Origin of the sequence: Streptomyces sp. NBC_01429, from assembly GCF_036231945.1 — a bacterium.
Classification (GTDB): Bacteria; Actinomycetota; Actinomycetes; order Streptomycetales; family Streptomycetaceae; genus Streptomyces.
The window spans coordinates 2,558,835-2,573,227 of record NZ_CP109599.1; the positions used below are offsets into that span (position 1 = coordinate 2,558,835).

Here is a 14,393-nt window from a genome sequence, read left to right on the forward strand (position 1 = left end):
CGCTCATTTCGTTCTCCGTGCCGTTCTTCCGCGCCGGGTCCCGTGCGTGCCGGGTCTCGTGCGTACGGTTCAGGCGGCGAGGCCGAGCGCGGCCATCCGCTTGGTGTGCGCCTCGGTGATCCGGGAGAACATCCGTCCGACCTCCGCCAGGTCGAACCCGGCCGCGACCCCGCCCACCAGCATCGTGGAGAGCGCGTCCCGGTCGGCCACCACCCGCTGCGCCTGCGAGAGCGCCTCGCCCATCAGGCGGCGCGCCCAGAGCGCGAGCCGGCCGCCGAGGCGCGGGTCCGCCTCGATCGCGGCGCGCACCTTCTCGACGGCGAAGTTGCCGTGGCCGGTGTCGTCCAGCACCGCCAGCACCAGCGCGCGGGTGTCGGTGTCCAGCCGGGCGGCCACCTCGCGGTAGAAGTCGCTGGCGATCGAGTCCCCGACATACGCCTTGACCAGGCCCTCCAGCCAGTCGGACGGCGCGGTCAGCCGGTGGAAGTCGTCCAGGGCCTTGCCGAAGGGCTCCATGGCGCCGGTCGGGTCGGCGTCGATGGCCAGCAGTCGGTCGCTCAACCGTTCGAAATGGTGGAATTCGGCGGCGGCCATCCGCGCCAGCGCGGCCTTGTCCCCCACGGTCGGCGCGAGCTTGGCGTCCTCGGCGAGCCGCTCGAAGGCCGCCAGCTCGCCGTAGGCGAGGGCTCCCAGCAGATCCACGACGGCGGCGCGGTACTGCGGCTCGGCCGAGGCCGTGTCCCAGTCCTGGGCGGCGATTCCGGTGGGCTGCTCGGCTGTGGGTGCGGGCTCGGTGGCGTTGTCGGGCGTCTCCATGCAGCGCACAATAGCCCGCTCTTCGCGGGGCGTAAGGGCCTGGTCAGACACCGCTGTCGGACCGTTCCGCCGATTTCGCCCAACACACATGCGCGATTCCGGGGTACAGTGATAATGCGCCTGCCGACTTTTCGGTGGGCCATCGCATGTGTTGGACAGTGTTTGACCAGTGTCTGTCCGAGGTTGTCGCCTCGTACAGGCCCCATGAGGATGCCCGGTCGGTGGCCCGATCGGCTCCGCCCCCGACCGCCCTCCGCGCGGACCGTGCGCACAGCTGCGCACGACTCGCAGTGAGGGGCCCCCTCAGCGGCACGAGCGCTCGAGCGACGGCAGTGGTCCCGCGCCATCCGGCCAATCCACGGCCGGCCGAGTACCCAGGTGCGGTACGACCCCCAGCGTTCGCCTCGCGTCGCGTCTCACAGAAGAGGCAGCACCCTGACTACGACTTTCCGAGAACTCGGAATCCTCCCCGAGACGGCCGAGGCGCTTGAAGCCGTCGGCATCCTGTCTCCGTTCCCCATCCAAGAGATGACCCTGCCGGTCGCCCTGTCCGGCAAGGACGTCATCGGCCAGGCCAAGACCGGCACGGGCAAGACGCTCGGCTTCGGTCTGCCGCTCCTGGAGCGCGTCACCGTCCCCGCGGACGTCGAAGCGGGCCGGGCCGGGCCCGAGCAGCTCACCAACGCCCCGCAGGCCCTCGTGGTCGTACCGACCCGCGAGCTGTGCCAGCAGGTCACCAACGACCTGCTGACCGCCGGCAAGGTGCGCAATGTGCGCGTCCTGGCGATCTACGGCGGCCGGGCCTACGAGCCCCAGGTCGAGGCCCTCAAGAAGGGCGTCGATGTGATAGTCGGCACCCCGGGCCGGCTGCTCGACCTGGCGGGCCAGAAGAAGCTCGACCTCTCGCACGTGCGCGGGCTCGTCCTCGACGAGGCCGACGAGATGCTGGACCTGGGCTTCCTGCCCGACGTCGAGCGGATCATCCAGCTGCTGCCGCCCAAGCGCCAGACGATGCTGTTCTCCGCGACCATGCCGGGCGCGGTCATCGGCCTCGCCCGCCGCTACATGTCGCAGCCCACGCACATCAGCGCGACCTCGCCCGACGACGAGGGCGCCACCGTCGCCAACACGACGCAGCGCGTCTACCGCGCGCACTCCATGGACAAGCCGGAGATGGTCGCGCGGATCCTCCAGGCCGACGGCCGCGGACTCGCGATGATCTTCTGCCGTACGAAGCGCACGGCGGCCGACATCGCCGACCAGCTCGCCCAGCGCGGCTTCGCCTCCGGCGCGGTCCACGGCGACCTGGGCCAGGGCGCCCGCGAGCAGGCGCTGCGCGCCTTCCGCAACGGCAAGGTGGACGTGCTGGTCTGCACGGACGTCGCCGCGCGCGGCATCGACGTCGAGGGCGTGACGCACGTCATCAACTACCAGTCGCCCGAGGAGGAGAAGACCTACCTCCACCGCATCGGCCGCACCGGCCGGGCGGGAGCGTCCGGTACGGCGGTCACGCTGGTCGACTGGGACGACATCCCGCGCTGGCAGCTGATCAACAAGGCGCTCGACCTCGGTTTCCCGGACCCGCCGGAGACGTACTCCACGTCCCCGCACCTCTTCGAGGAGCTGTCCATCCCGGCCGGCACCAAGGGCGTCCTGCCGCGCGCCGAGCGCACCCGCGCCGGGCTCTCGGCCGAGCAGGTCGAGGACCTGGGCGAGACGGGCGGCCGCGGCCGCAAGTCCGCCGCGGCGCCCGCCCCCGCCGTACGGGAGGAGCGCCCCGCGCGCACCCCGCGCCAGCGTCGCCGCACCCGTGGCGGAGCCGCGCCGGACGCGGCCGCCACGTCGGCGCCCGTATCGACACCGGCGCCCGTATCGGCACCGGTGACCGAGCCCGAGCCGCAGTTCCAGACGGCCGTGCCCATGGACGTCGTCCCGGAGAGCGCCGAGCCGCGCACCCCGCGCCGCCGCAGGCGCACCCGTGCCGCCGTGGTCGAGCTGCCGCAGACGGTCACGGAGCCCGCGCCGTCGGAGCCGGAGGCCGAGACGGAGGCCCCCAAGCCGCGCCGTCGACGCACCCGCGCCGTGAAGCCCGCGGCCGAGCCGGCCGCGACGGCCGAGAGCGCCGCCGCCGAGGCCCCGGCCGAGGAGCCCAAGCCGCGCCGCCGCACCCGCGTCACGAAGCCCAAGGCCGACGCGGTCGCCGCGCCGGAGGCCGCGGGTGCCGACGCGGACGGCGAGGCCCTGCCGAAGCCGCGTCGCCGCCGCGCCCGTACGGCGACGACGGCGTCCGAGCAGGACTGACCGCACGGCGCGGCACCGCACGCACCGCCGATGGCCCGACTCCCCCGCACGGGGGTGCCGGGCCATCGGCGTACCCGGGCACGGGCGCGCCGAGAGCGTCGTTAGCCTCGTCGTATGAGCAGGCCGCCGACCTTCACCCCGCCGCCCTGCGCGCGTGCGCGCACCCTCACGACCCGCCGCGGGCGGTTCGCCGTGCTGGACGGGCGGCCCGACGGGGAGCCCCGGGGCACCGTGCTGATGCTGCCCGGGTTCACCGGTAGCAAGGAGGACTTCATCGCGCTGCTGGAACCCCTGGCGGCGGCGGGCTACCGCGCCGTCGCCGTGGACGGGCGCGGACAGTACGAGACGGACGGCCCGGACACCGAAGAGGCTTACGCACAGGGCGAGTTGGCGGCCGACGTGCTGGCGCAGACCGAGGCGCTGGGCACCTCCGTACATCTGCTCGGACACTCACTCGGCGGGCAGATCGCCCGCGCGGCCGTCCTGGTCGACCGCGGCCCGTTCGACACGCTGACGCTGATGTCCTCGGGGCCCGCGCGGGTCACGCGGACGCAGCGGGAGCGGGTGAAACTGCTGAGCGACGCGCTCATGACGATGCCGATGGAGCAGCTCTGGGAGGTCATGCGTTCGATGGATCCTCCGGAGGAGACCCCGGTTGACGGCGCCGACCTGCGCGCCCGCTGGCTGCGGACCCGGCCGGCCCAGCTGATCGCGACCGGACGGCAGCTGAGCCGGGAGCCCGACCTGGTGGCCGAGCTGGCGGCCGTGCCACGGCTGCCCACGCATGTGATCTCCGGGGAGCACGACGACACCTGGCCGCTGCCGCTGCTCGACGAGATGGCCGAGCGGCTGGGCGCCCGCAGGACGGTGATCACGGGGGCGCTGCACTCGCCCAACACCGACCGGCCGCGCGAGACCGCCGCCGCGCTGACGGAGTTCTGGGACGCCCATCCCTCGTACGGGAACGCCCCGGGCGCGTACTGAGCCGGACGTGGTCCGTGCCGCGCGGCACGGACCACGTCTCCGCGCGTCCGGCGACGGGAGTCAGTACTGCGTCTGGAGGTGCTGCCAGAAGCCGTCCCGCAGCGACCGCCGCAGCATGGCGTGGCCCCGTAGCGACCGCTGGAGCAGTCTCTCCGCCTCGATCAGCAGATCCTGGTCCACCGGGCCCGGCAGATACGGATGGCCCGGCAGCAGCTCCGCCATGGCCTCCCGGCCCCGCTCGGCCAGCCAGGTGGCGGCGATCTGCGCGCCGACGAACCGGACCTGGTCCCGGGAGGGCGGCGGCTCGCCCTCGTGCTCGTATGTGGTGACCGGGCGCCGGGTGACGTACGGCCGGCAGAACTCCAGGTCGAAGGTGCGCTGGCTGTCGACCTCCCACAGCAGCGGCTCCGCCTGGTTGCGTCCCTCGCCCGCCTCTATGCCCCACAGGTGCACCCGGGCCCCGTAGCCCTGCGCGGCCTCGACGGCGGAGACCAGGTCCTCGTCGCCGCCGACCAGTGCCGCGTCGCTGATGGCGCGGTGCCGGGCGAGCGATTCGAGATCCGTGCGGATCAGCGAGTCGACGCCCTTCTGCTGGTTGTTGGCGTTCAGGTTGCCGAGTCTGACCTTGACGTCCGGCAGCTCGGCGATGGACTGCTGCTCCGAGGTGTGGATCCGCCGTCTCGCGCCGTCGTACCAGTAGACGCGGAGCAGTCTGCTGTCCGCGAAGATGATGCGGGCCTTGTCGATGAACGCCTCGATGAGCCCCTCGGCGTCCAGATCGAAGGCGCGCCGGTCCTCGGTGCCCGCCACAAGCAACCCGGCGGCAGCATAGACGTAACCGGCGTCGACGAAGATGGCATGCGTGGACGGGGTCTTGGCGACCTCGGCGAGCACGCGCTGGAGCAGCTCGTTGTTGCGCTCCAGCCGGGCGCCGATCTCGGTGAGGTCCCGGACGCCGTGCGGGATGCCCTCGGGGGTGTCCTCTGGGTGGATTTCTGCCTCGTTCATACGCGGTTCATTCTCCGTGAGCGATACCTTACCCGCCAGTAGTTAGCCATCCAAAAAATTTCCTTAGTGTAGGGAATGTTTGCAGAGGGCAACACGTTGCACATTGATGTAGGCAGCGACGGACTTTCCCGTCACCCATAGTTCTCCAGCAGGAGGATCAGACGAAGGGAGAAGCCTTGCGCTTCGAAATCATGCGACTCGACGACGTCGACGGTTCAGCCGTTGACAGCACCGTTGTGGACGCCGCCTCCGTCAACCGGATCGTGCAGCAGGCCGCCGCGATGGGCCAGCGTATCTATATCCGACCGGCCGAATCCTCGGCCTCGTAACCACTTCTCCGCGCCGTTCACTATTGTTCACACGAATGACGAAGCGCCCCTGTATGGGTCACCCGTACGGGGGCGCTGCACGCGTCAGGCGTTCTGGATCACCTGCGTCACGCCATTGATGATCTGCTGCACGGCAATGGCCGAAAGCATCATCCCGGCGAGCCGGGTCACCAGCACCACGCCGCCGTCCTTGATCACCCGGATGATCAGCAGCGAGTAGCGCATCGTCAGCCACAGCACGACGTGCATGGCCGCGATCTCCGCCCAGACCGAGAGCTGCCCGGTGGCGCCGTCGGCGTGCTGGACGGCGAGGATGACGGAGACGATCGCGCCGGGCCCCGCCAGCAGCGGCATGCCCAGCGGTACCAGCGCCACGTTGACGTCCTTGGTCTGCTGCGGCTCGTCCGTCTTCCCGGTCAGCAGATCCAGCGCGATGAGCAGCAGGAGCAGCCCTCCGGCGATCATCAGGGCCGGTACGGACACATGGAGATAGTTCAGGATCTGCTGGCCGAGCAGCCCGAAGACGGCGATGACCCCGAAGGCCACGGCCACCGCCTGCCAGGCCATGGCGCGCTGGACCTTGGCGGGCCGCCCCGAGGTGAGGGCGAGGAAGATCGGCGTGATTCCGGGCGGGTCCATGATCACAAAAAGGGTGAGAAAGAGGGATCCGAAAACGGCGAAGTCGAACACAGGTGAGGGCCTTGCGAGAAGAGAGCGGAAAGAAGGAAAAGGAAAGGCGAGCGGCATGACCGGCCGGAGCATCCTCGGCCGGAGCACCGGCTGAAAGACCGGATCCACGGACCGGTGTCACGGACCGGTGTCACGGACCGGGGTGACGAACCGCCGGGTTACCGACCCGAGGGGTCAGGCGGGTCCGCCCGCGCCCGGCACCGGGAAGGCACCGGAGGCGCGCCGGGTGATCTCGCCGTAGATTTCCGGATCGGTGGTGAAGGCGCCGAGTTCCACGAACTTGCGGCTGCCGTGGTAGTCGCTGGAGCCGGTCGTCAGCAGCCCCAGCTCGGCGGCCACCGCGCGCAGCCTGGCGCGGGTGGGTCCGTCGTGGTCCATGTGGTCGACCTCGATGCCGTCGAGTCCGGCGGCGGCGAGTTTCGCGATGGCGGACTCGGGGACGACCTCGCCGCGCTTGACGGCCTGGGGATGGGCGAAGACGGTGACGCCGCCGGCCGCCTTGACCAGCCGGATCGCCTCGATGGGATCGAGTTCGTACTTCTCGGCGTAGGCACGCCCGCCGTTGCCGAGCCACTCGGCGGTGAACGCGTCGGAGACGGTCTCGACGACGCCGAGTTCGACGAGGGCGGTGGCGATGTGCGGGCGGCCGAGCGAGGCGTCGCCCGCGATGCGCGCCACCTGTTCCCAGGTGATCGGGACGCCCAGCTCCTGGAGCCTGCCGACCATGGTCCGCGCGCGCGGAACGCGGTCGTCGCGCACCAGCTCGCGCGCCGCCAGGAACTCCGGCTCGTCCGCGTCGAAGAGGTACGCGAGCATGTGCAGGCCGACGCCGTCGAGGCGGCAGGAGATCTCGGCGCCTGTGACGAGGGTGAGCGGCTTGGCGGCGTCCGTCAGGTCGGCGAGCGCGGCGATGGCCTCCGCGTGGCCCCGGGTCGAGTCGTGGTCGGTCAGGGCGACGACGTCGAGTCCGGCGCGCGCGGCGTTGCGGACCAGTTCGGCCGGGGTGTCCGTACCGTCCGAGGCCGTGGAGTGGGTGTGCAGATCGATGCGCACGACGCGGACTCCGGCGGCTCGGGGGCGGACTGAGGACGCTCCAGGATAACCGCCCGCACCCCCTGCCCCCTGGCCGCCCTCAGTGCAGCAGCCGGGGCGAGAGCGCGCCGCAGGGCAGCAGTTCGACCTCGGGGCCCACGTCCCGCAGGTCGGTCAGGACGAGTTCGTCGTAGAGCAGCAGCCCGGACTGCTCGGGCCAGACGATCGCCCACAGCCACAGCCCCAGCGCCTCGCCCGCGAAGACCGCGCGGTCCTGCGGCGCCTCGGGGACGTGCCAGAGCGGAGTGGGGCGGCCGGCCGCGAGAAGTTTGGTCTGGGGTGGTTTGTCGACACAGATGGCGGGCCCCGGGTCAGGCCCCTCGATGCCCGCGTAGCGCGCGCCCAGCCCGACGCCCAGCTCCTCGGCCACGAGCAGCAGCTCCCCCGAACCGCCGAGCGGCCCGGGTCCCGAGCAGGCGACGGCGGTGGCGCGACCTCCGCTGCGGTCGTCGCCCGCGTACGCGACGCCGGTGAACAGCCAGCCGACGGGCAGCGGCCAGGGCATCCAGACGGGCACCCGAGCGCGGTGCACCACCACCCCGAGGGCCTCGACGCTGGGCGGTATCACCGGCTGCAGTGGATGGACGACGCCGTGCACGTCGCACTGCCAGGAGTCGGCGAAGAGACCGGGCGCCCTGAGCCGGCCACCGCACTTCGGGCAACTGGGTTGGCCCCTCATAGCGCCCAACGGTCCTCCCCGTCCCGCGCCGCGTCAAGGACGATCACCCGTCCGGACCGAGCCGTGACGGAGCGATTTAGATGTATATTGCACTTATTAGCTTCCCTAACTTAATGTGTTTTCATCACACCGACCAAGCGGAGAGAGAGGCGTCCCATGCGCGGAAGCGAGAGCGGAAGCGGAGCGGATCCGTTCGGCGAGGGAGCGGTCGCCGGGCACGGGGGCGGGACCGGCGGGCTGCCGCGTCAGCCGAAGGCCGTCTGGGCCACGGCGGGCGCGTCCGTGGTGGCCTTCATGGGCATCGGGCTCGTGGACCCGATCCTGCCGTCCATCGCCAAGGGGCTCGACGCCACCCCGAGCCAGGTCTCGCTCCTGTTCACCTCGTACTTCCTCATCACCGCCTTCGCCATGCTCGTCACCGGATGGGTCTCCAGCCGGATCGGCGGCCGCAAGACGCTGCTGCTCGGCCTGGCGCTCGTCGTCGTCTTCGCCGCCCTGTCCGGCACCTCGTCGTCGGTGGGCGAGCTGGTCGGCTTCCGGGCCGGCTGGGGGCTGGGCAACGCCCTCTTCGTCTCGACGGCGCTCGCCGTCATCGTGGGCGCTGCGGCCGGGGGCAGCGCCACGGCGATCCTGCTGTACGAGTCGGCGCTCGGCCTCGGCATGGCCTGCGGGCCACTGCTCGGCGCGCTGCTGGGCAACGCGAGCTGGCGCTATCCGTTCTTCGGCACGGCGGCCCTGATGGCGATCGGCTTCGTCTGCATCACCGCGTTCCTCAAGGAGCAGCCCAGGCCCGCCCGCAGGACCTCACTGCTGGATCCGCTCAAGGCACTGGGCCACGGCGGACTCGCGTCGGTCGCCGCCTCGGCGTTCTTCTACAACTACGCGTTCTTCACCGTGCTGGCCTTCACCCCCTTCGTGCTGGACATGACGCCCTACCGGTCGGGTGCGGTCTTCTTCGCCTGGGGCCTGCTGCTCGCGGCCTTCTCCGTACTGGTCGCCCCGAGGCTCCAGGCGCGCTTCGGCTCGCTCAAGGTGCTCGGCGGCTCGCTCGTCCTGCTCGCCGCCGACCTGCTGGTCATCGGGTACGGGAGCCACGGCGCGGCCGTGGCCGGCACGATCGTCTCCGGCGCGTTCATCGGCCTGAACAACACGGTCTTCACCGAGCTGGCCCTCGGCGTCTCGGACGCGCCCCGGCCGGTGGCGAGCGCGGGCTACAACTTCGTCCGGTGGTTCGCCGCGGCGGCGGCGCCCTTCCTGGCCCCGAAGATCGAGGAGTGGACCGATGTCCATGTCCCGTTCGTGGTCGCGGCGGCCGCTGCGGTCGTGGGCGCGGCCGTCGTCGGGCTCAGGCGCGGCGCGCTGACCCACGAGGCGGCGCGGCTGCGGCCGGCCCACAGGACCGAGGACAGCGTCTCGGTCTTCGCGGACTGAGCGCGCCCGCACCGGCGGTCGCGGCGGCGGCCGGTCAGTCCAGCGCCACCGAACGGCGCAGCGGGTCGCGCAGATCCGTGCCGTGCGTGAGCCAGCGCTCCTCCAGCTCCCGCGCGCCCCTGACCCGCTTCCACGCGGCCTCGTTGGGCGTCATCGGCAGCAGCGGCAGAAACCGTACGGGCTCCATCGGCGCGTCCAGCTCCAGGTCCGCGACCAGCCCGCCCGGCTCCCCCACCAGCACGGAGCTGAAGGGCGCCCCCGGCCACAGGGGCGCGCCGACGTCGAGCGAGCTGCCCGGGGCCACGATCACGCCCTCGACCTGTGGAGAGGCGGCCAGCACGGCGAGCGGGCGCAACACCTGGTCGGTGTCGGCCGTCCCGGCCCGTACGGAGAGGACCAGTTCGGCCCTGGGACCCCGTTCCGCGTCGGCCAGGATCGCCGAGGGATCGGTCATCGGCCGGCCCGACATCCCCAGGGTGGCGTAGCGCACCACGTCCGAGCCGCCCTCCGTGTCCCGGAACCGCAGGACCTCGTAGCGGTCCGTGCCCAGGAAGGTCACCGCGGCCCGCGCGTCCGGCTCGCCGAGGGCGGTACGGAGCCGGGCCTCGGTCAGCGCGAGAATTTCTTCCATCCGGGGAGCATAGATCGCTTGCGCTTGGGGCAGGGGTACCGATTGGCCCTCTGTCAGCTGATAGTCTTGGCCGCTGGTCGGGACAGCACGCTGAAGCGTCGCTCTCCAGTCCCGACACACGTCATCCCCCACGGGGGACCGGCCGGAGGAGGTGGGGCTGCGGTGGATCGAAGTCATCCGGCCAGTACCAGCCGCTCTTCCGCCCGCACCGTCTCCCGGTGATCCGACGCCCCGCCCGCTAGGGCAGACGGCCTCGCGCACGACGGAAGAGCACTTTTCACCCGCCGGTGTAATTGCCTGTCTGTAGCGAACAGCCGTCACCGTGAGCCCCGCGGTGCCGCCCGCTTTGCGGACGTACGCATCACGTCCCCATTCCGGGCTGTGCCACGCGCCCCCACCGACGGCCTCTCCGTGAAGGAGCCCGCCATGTCGATGATTCGTGACCTTCGCGCAGCGGTCCGCCCGTCCCTGCGCAAGAACCGTCCCGGGCACAGCAAGTACGACACCTACGACGCCACCCGTGACCCGTCCGCGTCGAGCGCGGTCGTGGACTGCGCCGTCTACCGCGAGGGCCGCCGGGTGGTGAGCGCCCCCTGTGTCACCCCGCACGAGGCGATGCTGCGGGTGCGCGAGAGCGGGGGCTTCGCCTGGATCGGCCTGCACGAGCCGACCGAGGAGGAATTCGCCGGTGTCGCGGCCGAGTTCGGACTGCACCCGCTGGCCGTCGAGGACGCCGTCCACGCGCACCAGCGCCCCAAGCTGGAGCGGTACGACGACACGCTGTTCACCGTCTTCAAGACCATCCACTACGTCGAGCACACCCAGCTGACCGCGACGAGCGAGGTGGTCGAGACCGGTGAGGTGATGTGCTTCACCGGCCGGGACTTCGTCATCACCGTCCGGCACGGCGGCCGGGGCTCGCTGCGCAATCTCCGCCACCGGCTGGAGGGTGACTCGGAGCTGCTGGCCAAGGGGCCCTCGGCGGTTCTGCACTCCATCGCCGACCATGTGGTGGACGGGTACATCGCGGTGGCCGGGGCCGTGCAGGACGACATCGACGAGGTCGAGATCGATGTGTTCTCCGAGCCCGCCAAGGGCAGCACCCGCGGCTCGGACGCCGGCCGGATCTACCAACTCAAGCGGGAAGTACTGGAGTTCAAGCGGGCCGTCTCCCCGCTGCTGCGGCCGATGCAGCTGCTCAGCGAGCGGCCGATGCGGCTGATCGATCCGGACATCCAGAAGTACTTCCGCGATGTCGCGGACCATCTGGCCCGGGTGCACGAGCAGGTCATCGGCTTCGACGAGCTGCTGAACTCGATTCTTCAGGCCAATCTGGCCCAGGCGACCGTCGCGCAGAACGAGGACATGCGCAAGATCACGTCCTGGGCGGCGATCATCGCCGTACCGACGGCGGTCTGCGGGATCTACGGCATGAACTTCGAGCACATGCCGGAGCTGGAGTGGAAGTACGGCTATCCACTGGTCCTGGCCGCGATAGCCACCATCTGTCTGACGATTCACCGCATGCTCAAGCGCAACGGCTGGCTCTGAGTACCGGGCCCTCGGAGGCGGCCATGCGGCTTTCCTCGGTACCACTGCCCGTCATGATCGTGGCGGTGGCTCTCGCGATCGCCGTCTTTCTGCGCGCGTGGTTGCCGCTGATGGACACCACGGAGCAGAAGGTGAAGGTCGGGGTGGCCGCGGCGCTGGGACTTGTCGCGATCGGCGCGGGCGGGGTGGTGAAGTTCGGCTGGCCGCTGAGCACGGCGCTCGCCTACTACCTCGTCATCATGGTGTCGTTCGCGATCGGTACGCTCGGCCACTCCACGTCGATCAGAGCCGTCGCGAGCCGCGAGGCCGCCGAGGGCCCGAGCAAGGAGAATCAGCTGTCCGGTCTGATGATGATCCAGCTCTTCGGCGTGATGGGGGCGCTCTTCGTGCTCGGCGGGAATCTTTTCGAGGACTTCTGAGCGGACCGGGAGAGAATCCATGCTCGACATACCCCGTGCGGTCATATTCCTGGTGTTCGCGCTCGGCATCGCCGTTTTCGCCCTGGCCTACATCATGCTGACCGTCACCTGGGGCCAGCGCTCGGTGCTCCTGTGGATGCTCATCCCGCTCACCGGCGGGATCGGACTCGGCCTCGGCAAGGGCGAGTCGATCGATGTGCTGCTCTTCAGCCTGGGCGGCTGCTTCTTCATGCTGGCGGCCCTGATGGCCTTCCCCAGGGGCAGGAGGAGAGAGCTGTACCGGCGCGAGGCGGCCGGGGAGAAAGTCGACTGGCAGGAGGCGGCGCCCCCGACGTGGGCCGTCTGGGTCTTCACCTGCACGGTATGTCTCTGGGCCGTCTTCTCCTTCGTCGCCACCGGCGGATGACGGAGCCGACGGAGATGAGGGGGAACCGCGTGAAGCCGCGCGTGCTGCGCAGACCGAGCATCCGGTACTCCACCCTGACGGCCTGCTTCGCGGGCTACGTGGCGATTCCGGTGCTCTGGTCCCTCTCGTACACGTACAACTCCCTGGGCGACCTGCTCATGGTCTCCTCGGTCCTGCTCGCCGTCTCCTGGCTCGTGTTCCGGATCGGCCGGGCCCGGGTGGAGATCCATGACGGCGGGCTGGTGCTGGTGGGGGTGCTGGGCAGGGACTGGATTCCCTGGGGCGCGTATCTGATGGTCGACACCGAGGGCGGACTCACCGTGCGGGCGCGCGGCGAACGGAGTTACGAGGTCGCCGCGTTCGGCGGCTCGCTCATCGAGGAGATGCTCGCCTCGCGCGGCCGGAGCCGGACCGTCCGGGCGGCCGAGGCGATCAGGGCCGCTTCCCGGGACACGCCGGCGCCGGCGCGGCGGGACCGGGAAGTCGTCTCGCGGCGGTGGGAGTTGATCCCCGCCGACCTGCTGCTGTTCCAGGTGGTCGTACCGCTCGCGCTGACCCAGTCCGGGATCATCCCGATGTGAGCGGGCGGGGTGCGGGGACGAAGGGCCGGCGGGCGAAGGGCCGGTGGCCGGCAGCCGCTCCCCGGACGCTGGATAAGCTGCGGGCATGACACCACCACCGCTCGGCCCGGCGCTCGTCGAGGAGGCCACCAAGAAGTCCGGCCTCGTGTGGGTCAGGGGTTCCGGCCCCGACCGCCCGCTGTGGCACGTCTGGCACGAGGGCGCGGCGGTGCTGGTCGGCGACGGCCCCGGGGAGCAGCCGCTGCCGGGACTGGTGGCCGGTTCCACCGCCGAGGTGACCGTACGGAGCAAGGACAAGGGCGGCCGGCTGGTGGTCTGGACCGCGGCCGTCGTGGAACTGGCGCCGCACTCGCCGGAGTGGGAGGCGGCCGTCGCCGAGCTGAAGGGCAAGCGGCTCAACGCGCCGGACGCGGAGGTCATGACGGAGCGCTGGGCGCGGGAGTGCCGGGTGCTGCGGCTGGTGCCCGGGGACTCGACCACCGAGCTGCCGAGCGGCTCGCTGGCGGCCGCCCCGCTGCCGACCGGCGCGACGACCCGTGAGCCCGTACCGGCTTCGCTGGGGCGCCTGCTGTTCAGGCGCGGCAAGAAGTCGGCACGGTCGGCGTAGTCCCGCGGGGAGAAGCGCGAACCGTCGGCGCGCGTCGCGCCCGCGTGCCTCTCCCGGCCCGTTCCCCGGCCCGTTCCCCGGCCTATTCGCCGGTCTTGGGCAGCCGGCTGCCGTAGTCGACGGTCTGGCCCTTGGACGGGGCCTCCAGCTCGAAGTCCTTGCCCCAGTCGGCGAGGGTGAGCGTCCCGGCGTTGCCCGCGCGCTCCAGCCGTACGGGGTACGGCGTGCCCTCCAGCGAGATGTCCAGCGTGCCGCCGTCGCCCTCGCTGCCGCTGATCTTGATGGTCCGTACGCCACCGATCCGGTCGCGGGCGCCCTTGTTCAACTCGCCGTGCAGGGACAGGATTCCGCCGAGCAGCACCTTCATGTCCGTGAACCCGGTCAGCTGCTTGTACGCGGGGTCCTCCTCGGGCACCTTCACATATTTGTCCCCGAGTTTGCCCGCCGCCTCCGAGTCCGAGGCGCTGGGCGTCGCGGTCGCCTTGCCGCCGGCTCCGTCGTCCGCGTGGCTCCAGAACCCCGCGTCGGCCTTCAGATAGAGCGCGTCCTCGATCCGCAGCAGCTGGAAGGTGCTGTTCTTCGAGACGACGGAGCCGAGCGCGCCGTTCTCCTTGAGCCGCATGTTGAGCTTGTACGCCTCGCCGCCGCTGACCAGCGTGCCGGCGAGCCGTACCGCCCCCGCCGTGCCCGCCGCCGTCCGCGCCTTCTTGTCGATCTCGGCGGCGGAGAGCTTGCCGACCCCGTTCGTCCCCTCGTCCGGATCCTCGCCGCACGCCGTGAGGCCCACGGCCAGTCCCAGGCAGATCGCGACGGGGAGGACGGCCCGGCGGGCCCGGTCCGACGATGGGAGAACGGTCACAGACGCACT

At 71.1% G+C, this 14,393-nt stretch carries 16 protein-coding genes; 9 read left to right on the plus strand and 7 right to left on the minus strand.

What is annotated here, in order from left to right; all coding sequences use genetic code 11:
• Window positions 1–69 precede the first annotated feature (69 nt).
• A complete protein-coding gene (locus OG627_RS10695) occupies window positions 70–816 on the minus strand; it encodes a ferritin-like fold-containing protein (protein WP_329063780.1) in 747 nt (248 codons plus the stop codon).
• Window positions 817–1,344: 528 nt separating this feature from the next.
• Here OG627_RS10695 and OG627_RS10700 point away from each other — a divergent pair.
• Together OG627_RS10700 and OG627_RS10705 are read left to right on the plus strand one after the other, a co-directional pair.
• A complete protein-coding gene (locus tag OG627_RS10700; protein WP_329063781.1) occupies window positions 1,345–3,117 on the plus strand; it encodes a DEAD/DEAH box helicase in 1,773 nt (590 codons plus the stop codon).
• A gap of 114 nt (window positions 3,118–3,231) precedes the next feature.
• The gene (locus OG627_RS10705; RefSeq protein WP_329063783.1) at window positions 3,232–4,101 is read left to right on the plus strand and encodes an alpha/beta fold hydrolase; all 870 of its coding nucleotides are present in this window, start codon (window positions 3,232–3,234) and stop codon (window positions 4,099–4,101) included.
• Window positions 4,102–4,161: 60 nt separating this feature from the next.
• Here the strand turns inward: OG627_RS10705 and OG627_RS10710 are convergent, their stop codons facing one another.
• Window positions 4,162–5,109 (minus strand): NYN domain-containing protein, encoded by a 948-nt coding sequence (locus OG627_RS10710; RefSeq protein WP_329063785.1) that lies wholly within the window; start codon window positions 5,107–5,109, stop codon window positions 4,162–4,164.
• 176 nt (window positions 5,110–5,285) lie between these two features.
• On the opposite strand from OG627_RS10710, the gene OG627_RS10715 reads away from it, so the two are divergent.
• Window positions 5,286–5,438 carry a hypothetical protein gene (locus OG627_RS10715; RefSeq protein ID WP_165840668.1) on the plus strand — a complete coding sequence of 51 codons (153 nt, stop codon included), beginning with the start codon at window positions 5,286–5,288 and terminating at the stop codon, window positions 5,436–5,438.
• Window positions 5,439–5,522: 84 nt separating this feature from the next.
• On the opposite strand, the gene OG627_RS10720 is transcribed toward OG627_RS10715, so the two are convergent.
• The 3 genes from OG627_RS10720 to OG627_RS10730 form a co-directional block, all read right to left on the minus strand.
• Window positions 5,523–6,128 (minus strand): MarC family protein, encoded by a 606-nt coding sequence (locus OG627_RS10720; protein WP_329063793.1) that lies wholly within the window; start codon window positions 6,126–6,128, stop codon window positions 5,523–5,525.
• A gap of 174 nt (window positions 6,129–6,302) precedes the next feature.
• The gene (locus tag OG627_RS10725) at window positions 6,303–7,181 is read right to left on the minus strand and encodes a PHP domain-containing protein (RefSeq protein WP_329063795.1); all 879 of its coding nucleotides are present in this window, start codon (window positions 7,179–7,181) and stop codon (window positions 6,303–6,305) included.
• A gap of 79 nt (window positions 7,182–7,260) precedes the next feature.
• Window positions 7,261–7,899, minus strand: a complete 639-nt coding sequence (locus OG627_RS10730) for a DUF6758 family protein (protein ID WP_329063797.1) — start codon at window positions 7,897–7,899, stop codon at window positions 7,261–7,263.
• Between the two features lie 156 nt (window positions 7,900–8,055).
• Here OG627_RS10730 and OG627_RS10735 point away from each other — a divergent pair, with 156 nt between their 5' ends.
• The gene (locus OG627_RS10735; RefSeq protein ID WP_329063799.1) at window positions 8,056–9,330 is read left to right on the plus strand and encodes an MFS transporter; all 1,275 of its coding nucleotides are present in this window, start codon (window positions 8,056–8,058) and stop codon (window positions 9,328–9,330) included.
• A gap of 34 nt (window positions 9,331–9,364) precedes the next feature.
• On the opposite strand, the gene OG627_RS10740 is transcribed toward OG627_RS10735, so the two are convergent.
• Window positions 9,365–9,961 (minus strand): suppressor of fused domain protein, encoded by a 597-nt coding sequence (locus OG627_RS10740; RefSeq protein ID WP_329063801.1) that lies wholly within the window; start codon window positions 9,959–9,961, stop codon window positions 9,365–9,367.
• A gap of 426 nt (window positions 9,962–10,387) precedes the next feature.
• Here OG627_RS10740 and OG627_RS10745 point away from each other — a divergent pair, with 426 nt between their 5' ends.
• From OG627_RS10745 to OG627_RS10765, 5 genes are all read left to right on the plus strand, one after another.
• Window positions 10,388–11,512 (plus strand): magnesium and cobalt transport protein CorA, encoded by a 1,125-nt coding sequence (locus tag OG627_RS10745; protein WP_329063803.1) that lies wholly within the window; start codon window positions 10,388–10,390, stop codon window positions 11,510–11,512.
• A gap of 23 nt (window positions 11,513–11,535) precedes the next feature.
• Window positions 11,536–11,931 (plus strand): hypothetical protein, encoded by a 396-nt coding sequence (locus tag OG627_RS10750; protein ID WP_329063805.1) that lies wholly within the window; start codon window positions 11,536–11,538, stop codon window positions 11,929–11,931.
• Between the two features lie 19 nt (window positions 11,932–11,950).
• Window positions 11,951–12,337, plus strand: coding sequence for a hypothetical protein (locus OG627_RS10755; protein ID WP_329063807.1), 387 nt, complete (start codon window positions 11,951–11,953; stop codon window positions 12,335–12,337).
• Between the two features lie 29 nt (window positions 12,338–12,366).
• Window positions 12,367–12,918, plus strand: a complete 552-nt coding sequence (locus OG627_RS10760) for a hypothetical protein (RefSeq protein WP_329063809.1) — start codon at window positions 12,367–12,369, stop codon at window positions 12,916–12,918.
• Between the two features lie 85 nt (window positions 12,919–13,003).
• Window positions 13,004–13,525 carry a hypothetical protein gene (locus OG627_RS10765; RefSeq protein WP_329063811.1) on the plus strand — a complete coding sequence of 174 codons (522 nt, stop codon included), beginning with the start codon at window positions 13,004–13,006 and terminating at the stop codon, window positions 13,523–13,525.
• Between the two features lie 82 nt (window positions 13,526–13,607).
• Here the strand turns inward: OG627_RS10765 and OG627_RS10770 are convergent, their stop codons facing one another.
• The gene (locus OG627_RS10770; RefSeq protein ID WP_443073449.1) at window positions 13,608–14,384 is read right to left on the minus strand and encodes a hypothetical protein; all 777 of its coding nucleotides are present in this window, start codon (window positions 14,382–14,384) and stop codon (window positions 13,608–13,610) included.
• Between the last annotated feature and the right edge of the window lie 9 nt (window positions 14,385–14,393).

Bases quoted from the DNA above. Each gene is read 5' to 3' on its own strand.
- OG627_RS10710 (WP_329063785.1), bottom strand. From the start codon at position 5,109: ATGAACGAGGCAGAAATCCACCCAGAGGACACCCCCGAGGGCATCCCG.
- OG627_RS10755 (WP_329063807.1), top strand. From the start codon at position 11,951: ATGCTCGACATACCCCGTGCGGTCATATTCCTGGTGTTCGCGCTCGGC.
- OG627_RS10695 (WP_329063780.1), bottom strand. From the start codon at position 816: ATGGAGACGCCCGACAACGCCACCGAGCCCGCACCCACAGCCGAGCAG.
- OG627_RS10740 (WP_329063801.1), bottom strand. From the start codon at position 9,961: ATGGAAGAAATTCTCGCGCTGACCGAGGCCCGGCTCCGTACCGCCCTC.
- OG627_RS10750 (WP_329063805.1), top strand. From the start codon at position 11,536: ATGCGGCTTTCCTCGGTACCACTGCCCGTCATGATCGTGGCGGTGGCT.
- OG627_RS10745 (WP_329063803.1), top strand. From the start codon at position 10,388: ATGTCGATGATTCGTGACCTTCGCGCAGCGGTCCGCCCGTCCCTGCGC.
- OG627_RS10700 (WP_329063781.1), top strand. From the start codon at position 1,345: ATGACCCTGCCGGTCGCCCTGTCCGGCAAGGACGTCATCGGCCAGGCC.
- OG627_RS10765 (WP_329063811.1), top strand. From the start codon at position 13,004: ATGACACCACCACCGCTCGGCCCGGCGCTCGTCGAGGAGGCCACCAAG.
- OG627_RS10730 (WP_329063797.1), bottom strand. From the start codon at position 7,899: ATGAGGGGCCAACCCAGTTGCCCGAAGTGCGGTGGCCGGCTCAGGGCG.
- OG627_RS10735 (WP_329063799.1), top strand. From the start codon at position 8,056: ATGCGCGGAAGCGAGAGCGGAAGCGGAGCGGATCCGTTCGGCGAGGGA.
- OG627_RS10705 (WP_329063783.1), top strand. From the start codon at position 3,232: ATGAGCAGGCCGCCGACCTTCACCCCGCCGCCCTGCGCGCGTGCGCGC.